This window comes from Streptomyces sp. NPDC005863, assembly GCF_042871345.1.
Taxonomy (GTDB): Bacteria; Actinomycetota; Actinomycetes; order Streptomycetales; family Streptomycetaceae; genus Streptomyces.
Genome location: NZ_JBIAII010000004.1, coordinates 380,411 through 395,354 on the forward strand (window position 1 = coordinate 380,411; position 14,944 = coordinate 395,354).

A 14,944-nucleotide genomic window follows, 5' to 3' on the forward strand; every position below is an offset into this window, starting at 1 on the left:
GCGCGGGCCCACCGGGCCGCCGGGTGGGACACGCCACAGTCCGCACCGACCTCCGCACCCGGGCGGGGCCCATGGCGCCGCGCCAACCACCTTTCCCCACAAGTGTGTTGGAGATTCGACAGTTGGTTCACCCGAACGTGGATCACCGGCTAGTGTCGCGGGCAGGAACACGTTCCGTACATGCCACGGGAAAGGTGGAGGGCGCGCTGTGGAGAGTGACGACCGGTCCGAGACGATGTCCATCCCCTACGACGTCCCGACCTCGGCGCGCGGCTACGGCTGGATGCTGGGCGGCAAGGACAACTACGAGGTGGACCGCGACTTCATCCTCTCCACCGTCCCGTCCTTCCCCGAGGTCGTCGACATCTGCCGGCAGAACCGCCAGTTCCTCTACCGCGCGGTGCGTCACCTGACGCGCGAGCAGGGCATCCGCCAGTTCATCGACATGGGCTGCGGGCTTCCCACCGACAACAACGTCCACCAGGTCGCCCAGCGCTTCGCGCCCGACGCCCGCGTCGTCTACGTGGACATCGACCCGATCGTCCTGGCCCACGGCCGCGCCCTGCTCGCCGACGACTCCTCGACCACGGTCATCATGGGCGACATGCGCGACCAGGACGCGATCCTGGACCACCCCGACGTGCGGCGTCTCATCGACTTCGACGAGCCGGTCGCCACGCTCTTCCTGTCCGTCGGGCACCACCTCGTCGACGCCGACGATCCCCGCCGCATCCTGCGCACCATCATCGACCGCGCGGCGCCGGGCAGTTTCGTCGGCTTCTCGCAGGTCATCTGCGAGGACCCGGCACGCGGCGCGAAGATGACCGAGCACATCGCCGGCGGCGGCGTCCCGTGGCAGACCCGCACGCCCGCCGAGGTCGACGTCCTGCTCGAAGGCCTCGAAGCCGTGGATCCCGGCGTGGTCAACCTCGTCGACTGGCGCCCCGACCCCGACCAGCCCGCCCTGGAGCCGGTCGACGCCGACCTCGTGCCCTACCTCGGCGTGACCGACGCCAACAAGGGGATCTATGAGTACGGCGGAGTGCTGCGCAAGCCGTGACGCCCGGTTGACCTGGGGGATCGACGGCCCCACAATGGCGACCATGATCCAGCACCTGACCGCCGCGGCACGGACGTTCAACGTCCCGTGGCGATGTGGGTGCGAGCGATCGGGCCGCTAGCTGCACGGAGCCCCGCTCCGTCCAGCCCGTCCGTTCGCTCCCGCACTCCAAGGATCACACCCATGACTGCCACACCGCGGTTCCCCGCGACCGTTGCACTGCGCGAGGCCCGTATCCCCGCCGACGGCATGTACGAGGGCCGCCGTACCCTGCGCCGGTTGCCCGAAGGCTGGCGGGAACACCCCTACGAGCTCCTCGACGTCGTGCCCCAGGGCCGCCTCATCGGCGCCGAGATCCGCGGCGTCGACCTCGCCCGCCCCCTGACGCCCGCCCTGCGCGACGAGTTGAACCGGGCCCTCCTTGAGTGGAAGGTGCTCTTCTTCCGCGGCGCCCACATCACCCCGGAGCAGCAGCGAGCGTTCGCCCTCAACTGGGGCGACCTGGAGACCAATCCGCTGCTCGCGCGCGGCTCCGCCGACGACGTCGTCCGGTTCGACAAGGGCGGCAGCGCCGTCCCCACGTACGAGAACGTCTGGCACGCCGATGTCACGTTCCGCGAACGGCCAGCCTTGGGCGCGGTGTTGCAGCTGCGTGAGGTGCCGCCGTTCGGCGGCGACACGATGTGGGCGGACATGGCGGCCGCGTACGACAACCTTCCCGACACCGTGAAGGCGCGCATCGACGGTGCGCACGCCGTGCACGACTTCATCCCCGGCTTCGCCCGCTTCTACGGTCCCGACAAGCTCGCCCCGCTCCAGGACCGCTTCCCGCCCGTCACCCATCCCGTGGTGCGCACGCACCCGGAGACCGGGCGGCGGATGCTCTTCGTCAACACCTCCTTCACCACGCACATCGTCGGGATGGAGCGCGAGGACAGCGACCGGCTCCTCGGCTATCTGGTGCGGCAGGCGCACGTGCCGGAGTACCAGGTGCGGTTCCACTGGCAGGCGGGCGACGTCGCGTTCTGGGACAACCGCGCCACGCAGCACTACGCCGTCGACGACTACGCCCCGCACCGCCGGGTGGCGGAGCGCGTCGCCATCGCGGGGGACCGGCCCTACTAGCGGGGCCCGTGCCGGCTCGCCCTCACAGACTCAACTCCCAGCGGATCTCACCGTCCTGGACCACATCGGTGGCGGTGAGACCCGCTGCCCGCGCGACGGCTGCGGACGCACCGTGGTCGGGGTGGACGTGCGCGACGACCGTGTGCACGGCCCGCGCCGCCAGCCAGTCCACCAGGCCACGGGCCGCCTCCGACGCGAGACCGCGGCCCTGCCACGGCGTCCCGACGACCCAGGCGATCTCCGCGACCCCGTCCGCGCCGACGGTCGCCTGGACCGTCCCGGCCAGGCACGGCCGGTCCTCCTCGCGCAGCCGCAGCACCCAGTTGCACCAGGAGACATCGGGGTCCGGGGCGCCGGCGAGCATGCGGCGGTAGCGGGCGCGCAGGGCCTCGACGTCGTCGGGGGCGCCGCCGATGAAGGTGTGCAACTCCGGATCGCCGAGGACGACGGCCATCTCGTCGGCGTGCTCGACGCGCAGGGGTACGAGGTCGAGCCGGGCGGTGTGCGTCTCGGTGGGGATCATGGACGCATCATGCCCGCAGGCCGGCCCCGGCGGCCACCCGGCCCCGGCGGCTCTTGACCGGCTGATCATGCGGCTCTTAGCCTCAGTCGATCCGCAACTCCGTCGCCACCATGAGCTGGGTCTGCCGAGGTCGTACTGATGACACATCCGCCTGCCGGCGCCCTCACCGAGCTCAGGGTGCTCGATCTGTCCCGGGTCCTCGCCGGGCCCTACTGCGCTCAACTCCTCGCCGACCACGGAGCCGACGTCATCAAGGTGGAGCCGCCGGCCGGTGACGAGACACGGGGCTGGGGCCCGCCGTTCGTCTCGCCGGACACCTCCGCGTACTACCGGAACCTCAACCGGGGCAAGAAGAACATCGTCGTGGACCTGTCCGTGCCGCAGGGGCGGGACATCCTCGACACGCTGCTGAGCGAAACCGACGTGCTCGTCGAGAACTTCAAGGCCGGGACCCTCGCCAAGTGGGGTTACGCCGACGAGGAGTTGCGGCGCCGCTTCCCCGCCCTCGTCCACTGCCGCGTCACCGGTTTCGGCACGGACGGGCCGCTCGGCGGACAGCCGGGCTATGACGCGGTGCTCCAGGCGTACGGCGGTCTGATGAGCGTGAACGGCGAAGCGGACGGAGAGCCGCTACGGGTCGGTGTCCCGGTCGTCGACCAGGTCACCGGCATCCTCGCCTTCTCCGGCATCTTGCTGGCCCTGTACGAACGCCGGAGCTCCGGCCTCGGCCAACTCGTCGACTGCACCCTCCTGGACACCGCGATCAGCCTGCTCCACCCGCACTCCGCGTCGTGGCTCGCCGACGGCACGGTGCCGCGGCGCACCGGCTCCGCGCACCCCAGCATCGCCCCGTACGACTCGTTCCCCGCCGCCGACGGACCGCTCTTCGTCGCGGTCGGCAACGACCGGCAGTTCGGCGCGCTCACGGACGTCCTCGCGGTGCCGGAGCTGGCCGCGGACCCGCGCTTTCGCACCAACCCGGACCGCGTCCGCCACCGTCATGAGCTGCGGGTGCTCCTGGAGAAGGCGATCGGCGCGCGGCCTCGCGCGGAGCTCACCGACCTGCTCACCGCCCGGGGTGTCCCGGCCTCGCCCGTCCACGATGTCGCCGAGGCGCTGACCGCACCGCAGGTGCGCCACCGGGGCCTGGTCGTGGAGGAGGGCGACTACCGCGGGCTCGCGTCGCCGGTATCCCTGTCCCGCACGCCGGCCCGGGTCCGCCCCGAGGTGCGGGGCGCGGGCGCGGACACGCGCGAGGTGCTGGCCTCCGGCGGCCTCGACGAGGCGGCGATCGACGAGGCGGTCGGACGGGGCGTGGTGCGGGCCGCCACGGACAGGCGAACCCCGCCGTCCGGGGCCGGGGCCCGGTAAGGCAGTGCGGGCGCACACACTGCGGCCCCCGGTGTCACCCGACACCGGGGGCCGCCCCGCGTCCCGGCCGCCTTCCCCCACGAAAGGTCACCGGGACTTCCCCTGAGTGTGGTTCAGGGCTTGGTCCGCTCAGAAGGAGAGTGCGACACCCTCCCCGAGACCAGCCTTCATCTCACACCGGTTCCCGAAGGTCTTGGACCAGTTGACGTGCTTGCCGTTCCACACACCGGCGACGGTCACGGTGACCGGCCGCCACTCCTTGGTACACATCACGTCGGGCGCGCCGCCGACCAGCTGGGCGAACTCGCCGCCGACCTTGCTGAGTTCGGCGCATGCGGCGGCCGCAGCCGGGTGGGTGCCGGCCGGGCGCGGCGCGCAGGTGAGCGTCACGGCGCGTTCCACCGCGACGGAGTCGGCGTCCTCGCCCTGGCCGACCGTGAGCACCAGGGCGGACGGCGCGTAGAGGCTCTTCGTCTGCGGGGCCTCGGCGTGCGCGGTGCCTGCTGTCGCGGCGAGGACGCAGGTGGCCGCCGCGGCGGCTGCTCCCACGGCCTTGAGGGTGCGACGCATGGTGGACTCTCCTTCGATCGAGTGGTTGGTGACTGCGCTGAGGAGTCTTGCCGGTGCGGAGAGTGAATGCCATGTGGATGGTCGATTTCCGGATGTGCCGGTCCGGTGAGCGGTGTCCGTACGAGCGTTCGGGCAGCTCAAGCGCGGTGGAACCGGTTTCCCGACCTGCGTCCACCATGTGGACAATTGCCATTGGTATAACCGAGAACCATCCGCTGAACTGCGTGAACGCAAAATTGGTTTCCTCTTCGACGATCTGCATCGACTGGAAATCGCCGCTGAATCATCCGTCACCGCCCGTTTTGTGACCCCTCCGGACCTTCCTGACGGCCCGGCAGATGCGCCGGATCGGCGGTCGCGCCCTCGGTGCTGATCAGTACGAGGGTGGCCGCGGGCCCGAGGCCCAGCTCGGCGCGGCGCCCGGCCGTGCCCCGGCCGATGAGCGCGGCACGGACGCCGGCCAGCGGGGCCGCGCCGCACGGGCCCGACGAGACCCCCAGCTCCGTGAGATCCCGTACCGCCCTCGCGCCGTCGGCCTCGGTGACGGCTACTGCCGCGTCCAAGCCGTCGCGCAGCACGGGCCAGGCCAGGGCGGAGGGGGTCCCGCAGTTGAGCCCGGCCATGGCTGTGACGCCCGTCGGCACGCTCGTGAGGCGTCCGGCGCGCAGACTCTCCAGGACGCAGGCGGCGCTCACCGGCTCCACCGACAGCAGGGCGGGGGGTCCGCTCTCGGGGTCGGCGTCCGTCGTTCGCGCGCCGCGGTAGTGCCCGACGGCGGCCTGGGCCAGCGACCCGACGCCCACCGGGACGGCGACCAGGGAGGGCGCACGTACGCCCGCGGCGCGCAGTTGGGCGTCGACCTCGGCGAACAGGGTGGCGTACCCCTCGACGACCAGCGTCGGGATCTCCTCGTACCCCTCCCACGCCATGTCCTGGACGAGGATCGCGTCGGGCGTCGCGGCGGCGTCCCGCGCCGCCCGCACGGCCGCGTCGTACGACCCTGCCACGGCGGTGACCTCCGCACCCTCGCCCTCGATGGCGGCCACCGCCTCGTCCGGCACCCCGTCGGGGACGAACACCAGCGACCGATGGCCGAGTCGGCGGGCGGTCCGTGCCACGGCCCGGCCGTGATTGCCGTCGGTGGCGGCGACCAGACACAGGGATGGGGCGCCGGTGCCCCGCGGCGCTCCGACCGCCCGCGTCTCCATGATCCGGTGGATCGCCCACGACACGCCGAGCGCCTTGAAGGCGGGCAGGCCGAGCCGCGACGACTCGTCCTTGACGAAAACCCTCGCCGCCCCCAACTCCTCCGCAAGGGACGGCAGTTCGTGCAAGGCCGTGGGTGCGTATCCGGGCAGCGAGGCGTGGAAGCGGTGGGCGTCCACCGAAGGTGGTGCACAGGTCCAAGTGCGGGCGGCGGGCCGCGCGTACCAGGGGAGAGGGGAGGGGGATCCGGCCACCGGGTCAGTCGCATGATCGGTCACGGGACCAGCGTGCGGCGCGGCCCCGCGCCGGTCCAGTGCGGTGACCCAGGCGCTTGCGCGCGGCCGGCGTCGCCGGTCAGCCCCTGGTGAAGGCCAGGACGGTCGCCAGGTTCATGGGCTGACGTGTCGACACATAGACATACGGCGCGCCTCCCCAGGCGTTGCGCAACTCGATGCGCAGCGCGGTGGGGACGTAGGAGCGCAGGAGCAGCAGCGCGTACGGGTTCGCCCGGACGGTGCGCCACTCGAAGGCCTCCCGCTCGTCGAGGATCTCCGTCACGCCGAGTGCCTCGATGGGGATGGTGCGTTTGCCGACGACGAGATGGCCCGGCGTGACGAGGATGCGCACGCTGCCGTGCAGGTGCACCAGCGCGGCGGACACCGCGATCCCGATCGCCGCAGCGATCACCGCGGCGAGGAGCCCGAAGGGCATCGCCCCCACGCCGAGACCGAACCCGCCCAGCGCCACAAGTCCCCACCAGGAGCGGGGCACGCTCAGCCGCTCTTCGTAGATGTGCATGACCGCATATTGGCAGGCCCGCACGGCCTCTACAGAGCGGGGGGTTCGTGTGAGGGCGTGATCCGCGCCCGCGCCAGCGCATGGGCCCGGTCGAGCGCATCGGCGGCGTCACAGGGCACGTCGGGGCGGACGCCCGTGCCCTCCCAGTTGGTGCCGGACACGGGGTTGACCGCCTTGCCCATCGGGATGGTCGCCTCCAGGTGGGGATGGACCGTCCACCCGTCACACGGGTGGGCCCCACCACGTGTCGTCTCCCCGACGATGACGGCGCGCCCCAACTGCTGGAGGTCGTACGAGAGTTCCTCGGCCGCCGAGAAGGTGCTTGCGCTGGTCAGCACGTAGAGCGGTTTGCTGCCGCCGAAGCGCCGGCCCGGCACGTGCGCGGGGCTCCAGGACTGTTCGAGGCGGTCGCCGTCGCGCCAGTACATCGTGTTGAGATGGGTGCGCTCGTCGAGCAGATGCCCGCAGACGAACGCGACCGTGTCCGGGTCCCCACCGCTGTTGGCCCGCAGATCGACGATGAGCGCCTCGGCCGGGGCGACCAGCGTGAGCGCGGCGGTCAGCGTCTCGGCGCACCAGTCCAACGGGAAGAGCGCCGGCGACAGTTCGAGGAGCGCGACGTTCCCGTCCAGCAACTCCGTCCGGGGCGCGCCGCCCAGCGACGCGTCCATCTTCGCGCGCATCATGGTCAGCGTCGCGGCACCCTGGTCCGCGGGCACGGGCCCGTCGTGGTGCTTGAGCCGCAGGTGCGGGTCGCCGTTGAGTGACTGGAGATCCGTGGTGACCAGGCGCGCCAGCTCGGCGGGCTCCTGGACGTCGTACGCGCCGTCGGCCAGCCGGCGCCGCAGCAGGGCGCCCAGTTGGGTGGCGGCCTCCGGGAACACGTAGTGGTCCAGCAGGAGTTGGGCGGTCTCGTCGACGATGTCGGCGGTTCTGAGGGGGTGCGTGGCAGTGGTCATGGCAGAGGAGTAGAGCAGCCCTCTTCCCAAAGCGTCAAGAAGATTGGACACTTGATTCATGCCCGAGCACCATCAGGAGTCCCCGCCCGACCCCGTCATCGAGATCGACTCACCCGAGCAGCACGCCGCCCTGGCCCACCCCCTGCGGCAGCGCCTGCTCTTCTCGCTGGCCCATCGGCCCGCCACCATCAGCCAGTTGGCGGCGCGCCTGGACGTCGGCAAGGGAAACGTCTCCCACCACCTGAAGGTCCTGCGCACCGCCGGACTGGTCCACATCGCCGAGACCCGCAAGGTCAGGGGCGGCACCGAGCAGTACTACCAGCGGGTGGCCCGGCGCATGGCCGTCTCCGAGCCACGGGCCGAGGGCACCGCCGCGATGCTCGGCGCCGTGGCGCAGGAACTGGCACGGTCCGACCAGCCCACCCTGTCCCTGCGCCACGTACGCCTGAGCCCCGACAAGGCGCGCCGCCTCGCCGAGACGCTGGCCGCACTGGTCGACGAGGCGGAGGAGGACGGGGACGAACAGCCGGTGCACGGCGTGCTGGTGGCGCTGTACGAGCAGGCGGCGGCGCCGGCGGGTGCGGCGGACACACGTACGTAAGGTGCTCCCATGCCCACACCCGCCACCGCGCCCGAGCTCCAGCTCCTCCGCCCCGGCCACGCGCCCGCGCTGCTCTCCTTCGAGGAGGCGAACCGCGCCTACTTCGCCGCATCGATCCCCGACCGGGGGGACGCCTACTTCCGGGACTTCGACGCCCGGCACCGCGCCCTCCTCGCCGAACAGGCCGAAGGCGCCTGCTACTTCCACGTCCTGGTGGGGGAGGGTGACGAGATCCTCGGGCGGGTCAACCTCGTCGACGTCGCGGACGGCGCCGCCGAGCTCGGCTACCGGATCGCGCAGAAGGCGGCGGGCCGGGGCCTCGCCACCCGGGCGGTCCGGCAGGTCTGCGGCCTCGCCGTCGCCGCGTACGGCCTGACAAGGCTGCGTGCCGCCACGACGCACGACAACGCGGGCTCACACGCCGTGCTCACCCGGACCGGCTTCGTGCCGGTCGGCGACGTCCGGCTTGACGGGGTCCCGGGGACCGGTTATGCCCTGACGCTCTGACGCCCGCTCCAGGAAGCGGAGGAGTTCGACGGGGAAGGGCAGGACGAGGGTGGAGTTCTTCTCGGCGGCGACGGCCACCACGGTCTGCAGGAGCCTCAGTTGGAGCGCGGCCGGTTCCTCGGCCATCTCGTGGGCGGCCTCGGCGAGTTTCTTGGAGGCCTGGAGTTCGGCGTCGGCGTTGATGACGCGGGCGCGGCGCTCGCGGTCGGCCTCGGCCTGGCGGGCCATGGAGCGCTTCATCGTCTCGGGCAGCGAGACGTCCTTGATCTCGACGCGGTCGATCTGCACGCCCCAGCCGATGGCCGGCGAGTCGATCATCAACTCCAGGCCCTGGTTGAGCTTTTCGCGGTTGGAGAGCAGATCGTCCAGGTCACTCTTGCCGATGATGGAGCGCAGCGAGGTCTGCGCCATCTGCGAGACCGCGAACCGGTAGTCCTCCACCTCCACGACCGCGTTGGAGGCGTCGACCACCTTGAAGTAGATGACGGCGTCCACCCGGACCGTGACGTTGTCGCGCGTGATGCCGTCCTGCGCCGGCACCGGCATCGTCACGATCTGCATGTTCACCTTGCGCAGCCGGTCGACGCCGGGAACCACCATGGTGAACCCCGGGCCGCGCACCGAACCGGAGAGCCGGCCGAGGCGGAAGACCACACCGCGCTCGTACTGCTTGATCACGCGGCCCGCCGCCAGCGCGTAGACCACGCAGCCGGAAGCGACCGCCGCTCCTGCCGTCAGCAGTTCCTGGACCATGGCACGACCCCCTGCCGTCCGAGCCGACCACTGACTCAACGATATGCCCGCATATGTCCTCCGGTCGAGGGGCTGCCCGAAGGGCTTTCCGAACGAGCCGGAGGACATACACGGGGTTCTGGTCGGGCTGTCAGTCCGTGCGGGGCCGCGACTCGTGCAGCCGCGTGTGATAGCGGCCCTCCGCTTCGTACTCCGTGGGGTCCTCACCTGCGAGGATCACCTGGCGCACGGCGTCGCGGCGCTCCTCGGGGCTGGTGAAGAGCCGCTGCGCATACGTCCGCGAGGTGTCCGTCACGGTGGTGAGGCCGTGCGCGGCGAGGGTGTCGGCGATGCGCTGGTACGGCACGGTCCGCAGGACGAACGCGCTCACCCACAGTGGCCGCCGCGCACAGCCGAGCAGGGCGTCGAAGGTGCGCTCCGAGATGTACCCGATGCCGCCCGTGACCGTGATCAGACCGGTCCGGGCGACCGCGCGCCGCAGCCCTTCGCTGGGCGGGTGCCGCTCCAGGTTCTCCGCATACGCCTCGTCGAGCAGACCCGCGTCCAACGCGTAGCGAGTGGCGTTTGCCGCCATGTCGAGACCGATGACCGGCGTGGCGTCGGGGCGCCGCCGCGACGCGTAGAACTCCTTGTCGCGCTCGACGAGTTCGTGCGGCGTGAGCGCGGCGGCCTCCTCGGAGGTGTAGTGCGCGTACAGGTCGGCGAGGGTGAGGTCGTGATTGAGCAGCGCCGCGTTGATGCCGTACGAGCAGCACACGTCGAGGACCGTCACCGGGCCCTCGTCGGCGGCCTGCCGGGCCCGCAGGTCGCGCGTGCGGCGGAACACCGCCTGGGCGTGCTGCGGGATCTCGTACGCGTAGGGCGCCAGCGTACGGAAGTAGGCGCGCGGGTCAGGCCGGTCGTAGATGTCGTCGAACCGGGTCTTGCCCGATGCGGTCCTTGTCCTGTGCCGGTCTGTGGCCATGGGGCACCTCCGGGAGAGAGGAACGGGTCTGGGGCAGACGTGCACCTCTACCCGACCCGTCCCGGCCCCCGATAGACCTCCTGGCGCTATCCGGCCACGGCACCGCTCCGGCGCGGACCCGCCAGGACCGCCCCCTGGCTACCCTGGAGCCGATGTTCTCCTCCCAGGGTCCCACGCTGCGTGAGCTGGCCGTTCAGGCGCTCTCGTCCACCGAGCACGGGTACGACCTGCTCGCCCCGAAGTTCGACCACACCCCCTTTCGTACGCCTGGCCGGTTTCTGACCGCCACGGCCGACGTCCTGCGCCCCGTCGGCCCCTTCGACGCGGGGCTCGACGTGTGCTGCGGCACCGGCGCCGGGATCGGGGCGCTGCTGCCGCTGTGCCGGGAGCGGGTGACCGGCGTGGACTTCAGCGAGGGGATGCTCGCCGCCGCGGCCCGGTCGCTGCCCCAGCCGGGGCCCGGCGGCCCCACCGTCGACCTGGTGCGCGCCGACGCCCGCGCCCTGCCCTTCCGCGGCGACTACGACCTGGCCGTCAGCTTCGGGGCGTTCGGTCACTTCCTGCCCGCCGAGCGGCCCGCCTTGTTCGCCGGCGTCCACCGGGCGCTGCGCCCCGGCGGCGTCTTCGCGTTCCCGATCGGCGCCCCGCAGTCCTTCGCCTCGCCCTGGTACTGGGCGCTGCGCGGCTTCGACGGCGCGATGCGGGTGCGCAACCTGCTGTGGCGTCCGCGGTTCGTCATGTACTACCGGACGTTCCCGCTCGGCGGGGTGCGCGAGGATCTCGCCGCGGCCGGGTTCGACGTGCGGCTGTCTCCGCTGGAGGAGTTCGGGCGGCGTGCCGACGGCAGTCCGCGCTGGCGGCTTGTCGTGGCCCGGAAGGCGTAGGCGCCGGGGTCGGGTCAGGGCGCCTTGCCGTCGGCCGCCGCCTGCAGCGCGGCGACATCCAGCTTCTTCATGCCGAGCATCGCCTGCATCGCGCGCTGGGACCGCTCGGGATCGGGGTCGGTGATGAGCTCGCCGAGCACGGCGGGCACGACCTGCCAGGACAGCCCGTACTTGTCCTTGAGCCACCCGCAGGGGCCCTCCTCGCCGCCCTCGGAGAGCTTCGTCCAGTAGTGGTCGACCTCCGCCTGGTCCGCGCAGTCGATCTGGAAGGAGACGGCCTCGGTGAAGGTGAAGTCCGGGCCGCCGTTGATCGCCGTGTAAGGCTGTCCGTCGAGCTCGAAGTCCACCGTCAGGACGGTGCCGGCCGGACGCGGGGCGCCCTCTCCGTAGTACGAGACGTTCTTGATCTCGGAGTTCGGGAAGACCGAGACGTAGAACTGCGCGGCTTCCTCGCTCTGCAGGTCGAACCAGAGGTTGGGCGTGATCCTGGGCATGGCGCTCTCCTGTCGCGTACGCGGCGGTCCTGTCCGCCCGCATGTCTTGCCTAGATGGACCGTCGCACCGCCCGGAACTCATCGCCACACGGCAGGCAGATCGCGCCGCCCCGGTCAGCGGGGGTCGCGCACCAGCGGTTCGCGTTCGAGCACGATGCCGAAGTGCCGCTCGTACGCCGCGAGCACCTCCTCCTGAGAGCCCAGTTCGACGGTGTGCCGCTCGCCGTCCTCGGTGGTGGTCAGCGTGCGGCCGCTCAGGGTGACCCGGCCCGCGTCGGTGAGCAGGGAGCAGACCAGGGAGCGGGTGAAGTGCGAGTCGGGTGAGGTGCGGTGGTACCAGGCACCCGCCTTGAAGTCGGCCAGCGCGCGCGGGCGCCGGTCGAGCAGATACTGCCGCGTGCCGTCGCGGGCGACCTCCAGATCGCCCTCCGCGGTCTCGGTGAGGCGGAACGTGCCCTCCGGGTCCACCTGCTCGCCCCGGTCGGCGAAGGCGAGCGGCAGCCGGGTGTGGCGGCCGAATCCGACGTCCGCCAGCAGGTCGCCGCCGTCCTCGGTGCGCACGCGCAGCGCCAGGTGGTCGTACGGGATGCCGGGCCGCCCCTCGTCGTCGAACACGCGGGCCTGCAACAGCGTGACGTCGAAGCCGAGGGCGGTCAGCAGCGCGGCGAACGCGCCGTTGAGTTCGTAACAGAAGCCTCCCCTGCGCGCGTCCACGACCTTGGACACCAAGGCCTTGTCGGTGAGCTCGATGTCCTCACCGAGATGGATCGAGAGGTTCTCGAACGGCACCCTGCGCAGATGCGCGGCGTGCAGGTCGCGCAGCGCCCCGGTGGTGGGGGAGGCGGGGCGTTCGGCGCCGATGCGCCGCAGGTAGGCGTCGATCTGTTCGGTGTCCATGGGCACCAGTGTGGTGGGCGACGGCGGCCTGGGACACGGCGCGCCCTGCTTGGCACGTCCTCGCGATCGACGACCACGAGGGCGTGCCGGTGAGACCGGGGGACAACCGTCGTCAGTGGCGGCCGTTCCTGGAGAGCGTGCAGGTGGCCTCGGCGGTCCGGCGCGGATCGCTCACCGAACGGGCGGTCAGGGTGATCCGGCCGTGTCGGGCCGAGGGCTTCGAGGTGACGGCGACGTCCACGTCGACGGTGGAGCCGGCCCTGGCGGTGGTGAGTTTGCTGGGCAGCCAGGCGGACCAGCCGCGGCCGGATGCCTTGGCGGAGAGCCGGTAGACGTCGGAGTCGAGGTAGCGGGCGGCGTCGTCGGGGTGGCCGCCCGGCGTCTCGACCGACGCCCGCCCGGTGTTGGTCAGCGGGAAGGTGCAGGTGGCCCGGCTCTTGCCGGGGTCGCCGGCCGCCTCGCCACGGCCCAGCGCGGTGCCCCGGCGCTGCGGTCCCGCGCCGTCGAGGGACTTCACCGCCACGGTGTACGACAGCACGCCCGCGCGGCTGCGCCGGATGTCGGTGACGTAGAAGTGCAGACGGTTGGCGCGGTCGACGTACTCGTAGGAGCTGCCGGAGTCCGTTCCGGCGTGGAAGAGCGCGTCGCTGAGCTGTCGGTAGTCGCCCATGGTGATCTTCTGCGGAGTGCCGTCGGGGCGGGTGAAGTCCACCATGCCGATGTCCTCGGGGTGGGCGTCGACCACCCAGGCGAAGGGTGCCCGGTCCGCGTTCTTGGTCTTGGTGATCAGCACCCCGTTGTCCGGCGTGAAGGAGTCCATGCCCATGCGGTCCACGACCTCAAGGGTGTAGTTCTGGTAGCCGCCGCCGTCGCACAGCGGGTCGGTGTCGCGGTCGCAGGCGGGGGAGAGGTCACGGGACATGGCGATGTTGACGCCGGACAGGCCGGTGGCGCCGGGCGGCGCCGAGCGCGCGGTGACCTTGGCGACGACCACGCCGGAGTCCTTGAGGGCGTCGCGGTCCAGGCGCAGCACGTTCTTCTCGTCCACGATGCCGAGCTTCAGCTTGTCGCGCAGGATGTGCTGGGACCCCATCGAACCGCCTTCGGTGGCGGGGATCTTCCAGCGGGTGTGCGGTCCGCCGGGCCCGTTGAACGAGCCACGCGACAGCATGCTCCAGATGCCGGTGTAGGAGCGGCTCAGGGGGGTGCCGTACGGGTTGTTGTAGTTGTCGCCGATGCCCAGGATGTGGCTGAGCTCGTGGGCGTACACCCCCATCCCGGAGCTCTCGGCCTGGGTGGAGGAGCCGGTGACGGCATTGGGCCAAATCCTGGCCGCGGCCTGCCAGGACGTCCACGGCACATAGCGGGTGGCGGCGGAGTTTCCGCCGGCGGCAACGGGCGAGGGCGGGCCCCACGCGGCCGGCACCCGATCACCGCCGGCGAACTTCATCTGCCCGAACTCCTGCCAGGTGGAGGACTCGTCCTGGCCCGCGGTGAGGAAGAAGACGAAGTCGTACTCGGCCGCCTTCTCCTCGCCGACCTCGGCGATCCAGGCGGCCTTGCCGTCGGCGCGGATGTCCTTGCCGCAGGTGGAGGCGAGCGGGCAGGCGCCCGGGTTCATGCCGGGCTCGACGCCGTACTGGAAGGACTTGAACGGCATGCGGTACACGCCGAAGGCCTTGAGGTCGACGCCGACGCGGCCGCCGGAGTCCTCCATCCAGTACTCGTTGATGGTGTGGCCGCGGTTCAGGGTGCCGGGCTTGTTGAGGAAGTCCTCGTAGAAGGTGGGCAGTCGGTCGCGCGGGACGCCGGAGGCGATCGGCTGCGGGTTGCCGAAGACGGAGGATCCGGGCGGCTTGCTGAGGGTGAACTCCTCGTCGGGGTAGTCGAGGAGCACCAGCGCGCCATTGAAGGTCCGCTCGGTGGGCTCGCGGCCGGGGTCGGCCCAGTCGGTGCCGGGCACGGAGCGGTACTCGCTCCAGGTCATGTCGTCGGGGTTGCGCCAGTTCTGTGGGTCGATGGGGCGGATGAGGGAGGGCCGGGTCAGGTCGGGCCCGTCGGGCCGAGCCTGCGCGGTGCCGACGGCGGTCGCCGCGAAGGTGGCGAGCACGGCGGCGACCACGGTGGCGCGACGGGCCGGGGCGCGGCGTGGACGGATGGCGCGCCCGCGGTCGGGGCGTCTGTGACGGAGGAACATGGCTCACCTCGTGCCTCTTGCCGGGACATAATGGA

The 14,944-nt window shown here is 71.6% G+C and carries 16 protein-coding genes; 6 read left to right on the forward strand and 10 right to left on the reverse strand.

What is annotated here, in order from left to right:
* Positions 1-208 precede the first annotated feature (208 nt).
* Both ACFYO9_RS18005 and ACFYO9_RS18010 read left to right on the forward strand, forming a co-directional pair.
* Positions 209-1,060 carry an SAM-dependent methyltransferase gene (locus ACFYO9_RS18005; protein WP_358779254.1) on the forward strand — a complete coding sequence of 284 codons (852 nt, stop codon included), beginning with the start codon at positions 209-211 and terminating at the stop codon, positions 1,058-1,060.
* 249 nt (positions 1,061-1,309) lie between these two features.
* Positions 1,310-2,185 carry a TauD/TfdA family dioxygenase gene (locus ACFYO9_RS18010; RefSeq protein ID WP_358779264.1) on the forward strand — a complete coding sequence of 292 codons (876 nt, stop codon included), beginning with the start codon at positions 1,310-1,312 and terminating at the stop codon, positions 2,183-2,185.
* Between the two features lie 22 nt (positions 2,186-2,207).
* Here the strand turns inward: ACFYO9_RS18010 and ACFYO9_RS18015 are convergent, their stop codons facing one another.
* Entirely contained in the window at positions 2,208-2,708 is a 501-nt protein-coding gene (locus tag ACFYO9_RS18015; RefSeq protein ID WP_358779255.1) for a GNAT family N-acetyltransferase, read from the reverse strand.
* Between the two features lie 138 nt (positions 2,709-2,846).
* On the opposite strand from ACFYO9_RS18015, the gene ACFYO9_RS18020 reads away from it, so the two are divergent.
* Positions 2,847-4,079 (forward strand): CoA transferase, encoded by a 1,233-nt coding sequence (locus tag ACFYO9_RS18020; protein ID WP_358779256.1) that lies wholly within the window; start codon positions 2,847-2,849, stop codon positions 4,077-4,079.
* A 129-nt stretch (positions 4,080-4,208) separates the two neighbouring features.
* On the opposite strand, the gene ACFYO9_RS18025 is transcribed toward ACFYO9_RS18020, so the two are convergent.
* The 4 genes from ACFYO9_RS18025 to ACFYO9_RS18040 form a co-directional block, all read right to left on the reverse strand.
* A complete protein-coding gene (locus tag ACFYO9_RS18025) occupies positions 4,209-4,649 on the reverse strand; it encodes a subtilase-type protease inhibitor (protein WP_358779257.1) in 441 nt (146 codons plus the stop codon).
* Between the two features lie 290 nt (positions 4,650-4,939).
* Entirely contained in the window at positions 4,940-6,133 is a 1,194-nt protein-coding gene (locus tag ACFYO9_RS18030; RefSeq protein WP_358779258.1) for a diaminopropionate ammonia-lyase, read from the reverse strand.
* 76 nt (positions 6,134-6,209) lie between these two features.
* Positions 6,210-6,653 (reverse strand): DUF3093 family protein, encoded by a 444-nt coding sequence (locus tag ACFYO9_RS18035; protein ID WP_358708843.1) that lies wholly within the window; start codon positions 6,651-6,653, stop codon positions 6,210-6,212.
* Between the two features lie 29 nt (positions 6,654-6,682).
* Entirely contained in the window at positions 6,683-7,612 is a 930-nt protein-coding gene (locus ACFYO9_RS18040) for a S41 family peptidase (protein ID WP_358779259.1), read from the reverse strand.
* A gap of 58 nt (positions 7,613-7,670) precedes the next feature.
* Between ACFYO9_RS18040 and ACFYO9_RS18045 the strand changes: the two genes are divergently transcribed.
* Both ACFYO9_RS18045 and ACFYO9_RS18050 read left to right on the forward strand, forming a co-directional pair.
* Complete coding sequence (locus tag ACFYO9_RS18045; protein ID WP_358779260.1) at positions 7,671-8,213, forward strand: winged helix-turn-helix domain-containing protein; 543 nt, start codon at positions 7,671-7,673, stop codon at positions 8,211-8,213.
* Positions 8,214-8,222: 9 nt separating this feature from the next.
* A complete protein-coding gene (locus tag ACFYO9_RS18050) occupies positions 8,223-8,720 on the forward strand; it encodes a GNAT family N-acetyltransferase (protein WP_358779261.1) in 498 nt (165 codons plus the stop codon).
* Here the strand turns inward: ACFYO9_RS18050 and ACFYO9_RS18055 are convergent.
* Together ACFYO9_RS18055 and ACFYO9_RS18060 are read right to left on the reverse strand one after the other, a co-directional pair.
* Positions 8,628-9,473 carry a slipin family protein gene (locus ACFYO9_RS18055; RefSeq protein ID WP_359330693.1) on the reverse strand — a complete coding sequence of 282 codons (846 nt, stop codon included), beginning with the start codon at positions 9,471-9,473 and terminating at the stop codon, positions 8,628-8,630. The two genes, ACFYO9_RS18050 and ACFYO9_RS18055, sit on opposite strands and share 93 nt — an antisense overlap.
* 130 nt (positions 9,474-9,603) lie before the next feature.
* Entirely contained in the window at positions 9,604-10,437 is an 834-nt protein-coding gene (locus ACFYO9_RS18060; protein WP_358777065.1) for a hypothetical protein, read from the reverse strand.
* A gap of 152 nt (positions 10,438-10,589) precedes the next feature.
* Between ACFYO9_RS18060 and ACFYO9_RS18065 the strand changes: the two genes are divergently transcribed.
* Positions 10,590-11,321, forward strand: coding sequence for a class I SAM-dependent methyltransferase (locus tag ACFYO9_RS18065; protein WP_358777064.1), 732 nt, complete (start codon positions 10,590-10,592; stop codon positions 11,319-11,321).
* Positions 11,322-11,335: 14 nt separating this feature from the next.
* Here the strand turns inward: ACFYO9_RS18065 and ACFYO9_RS18070 are convergent, their stop codons facing one another.
* The 3 genes from ACFYO9_RS18070 to ACFYO9_RS18080 form a co-directional block, all read right to left on the reverse strand.
* Positions 11,336-11,815 (reverse strand): VOC family protein, encoded by a 480-nt coding sequence (locus ACFYO9_RS18070; RefSeq protein ID WP_355806993.1) that lies wholly within the window; start codon positions 11,813-11,815, stop codon positions 11,336-11,338.
* 114 nt (positions 11,816-11,929) lie between these two features.
* Positions 11,930-12,712 carry an arylamine N-acetyltransferase gene (locus ACFYO9_RS18075; protein ID WP_358777063.1) on the reverse strand — a complete coding sequence of 261 codons (783 nt, stop codon included), beginning with the start codon at positions 12,710-12,712 and terminating at the stop codon, positions 11,930-11,932.
* 112 nt (positions 12,713-12,824) lie between these two features.
* Entirely contained in the window at positions 12,825-14,909 is a 2,085-nt protein-coding gene (locus tag ACFYO9_RS18080) for a M6 family metalloprotease domain-containing protein (RefSeq protein ID WP_358777062.1), read from the reverse strand.
* Between the last annotated feature and the right edge of the window lie 35 nt (positions 14,910-14,944).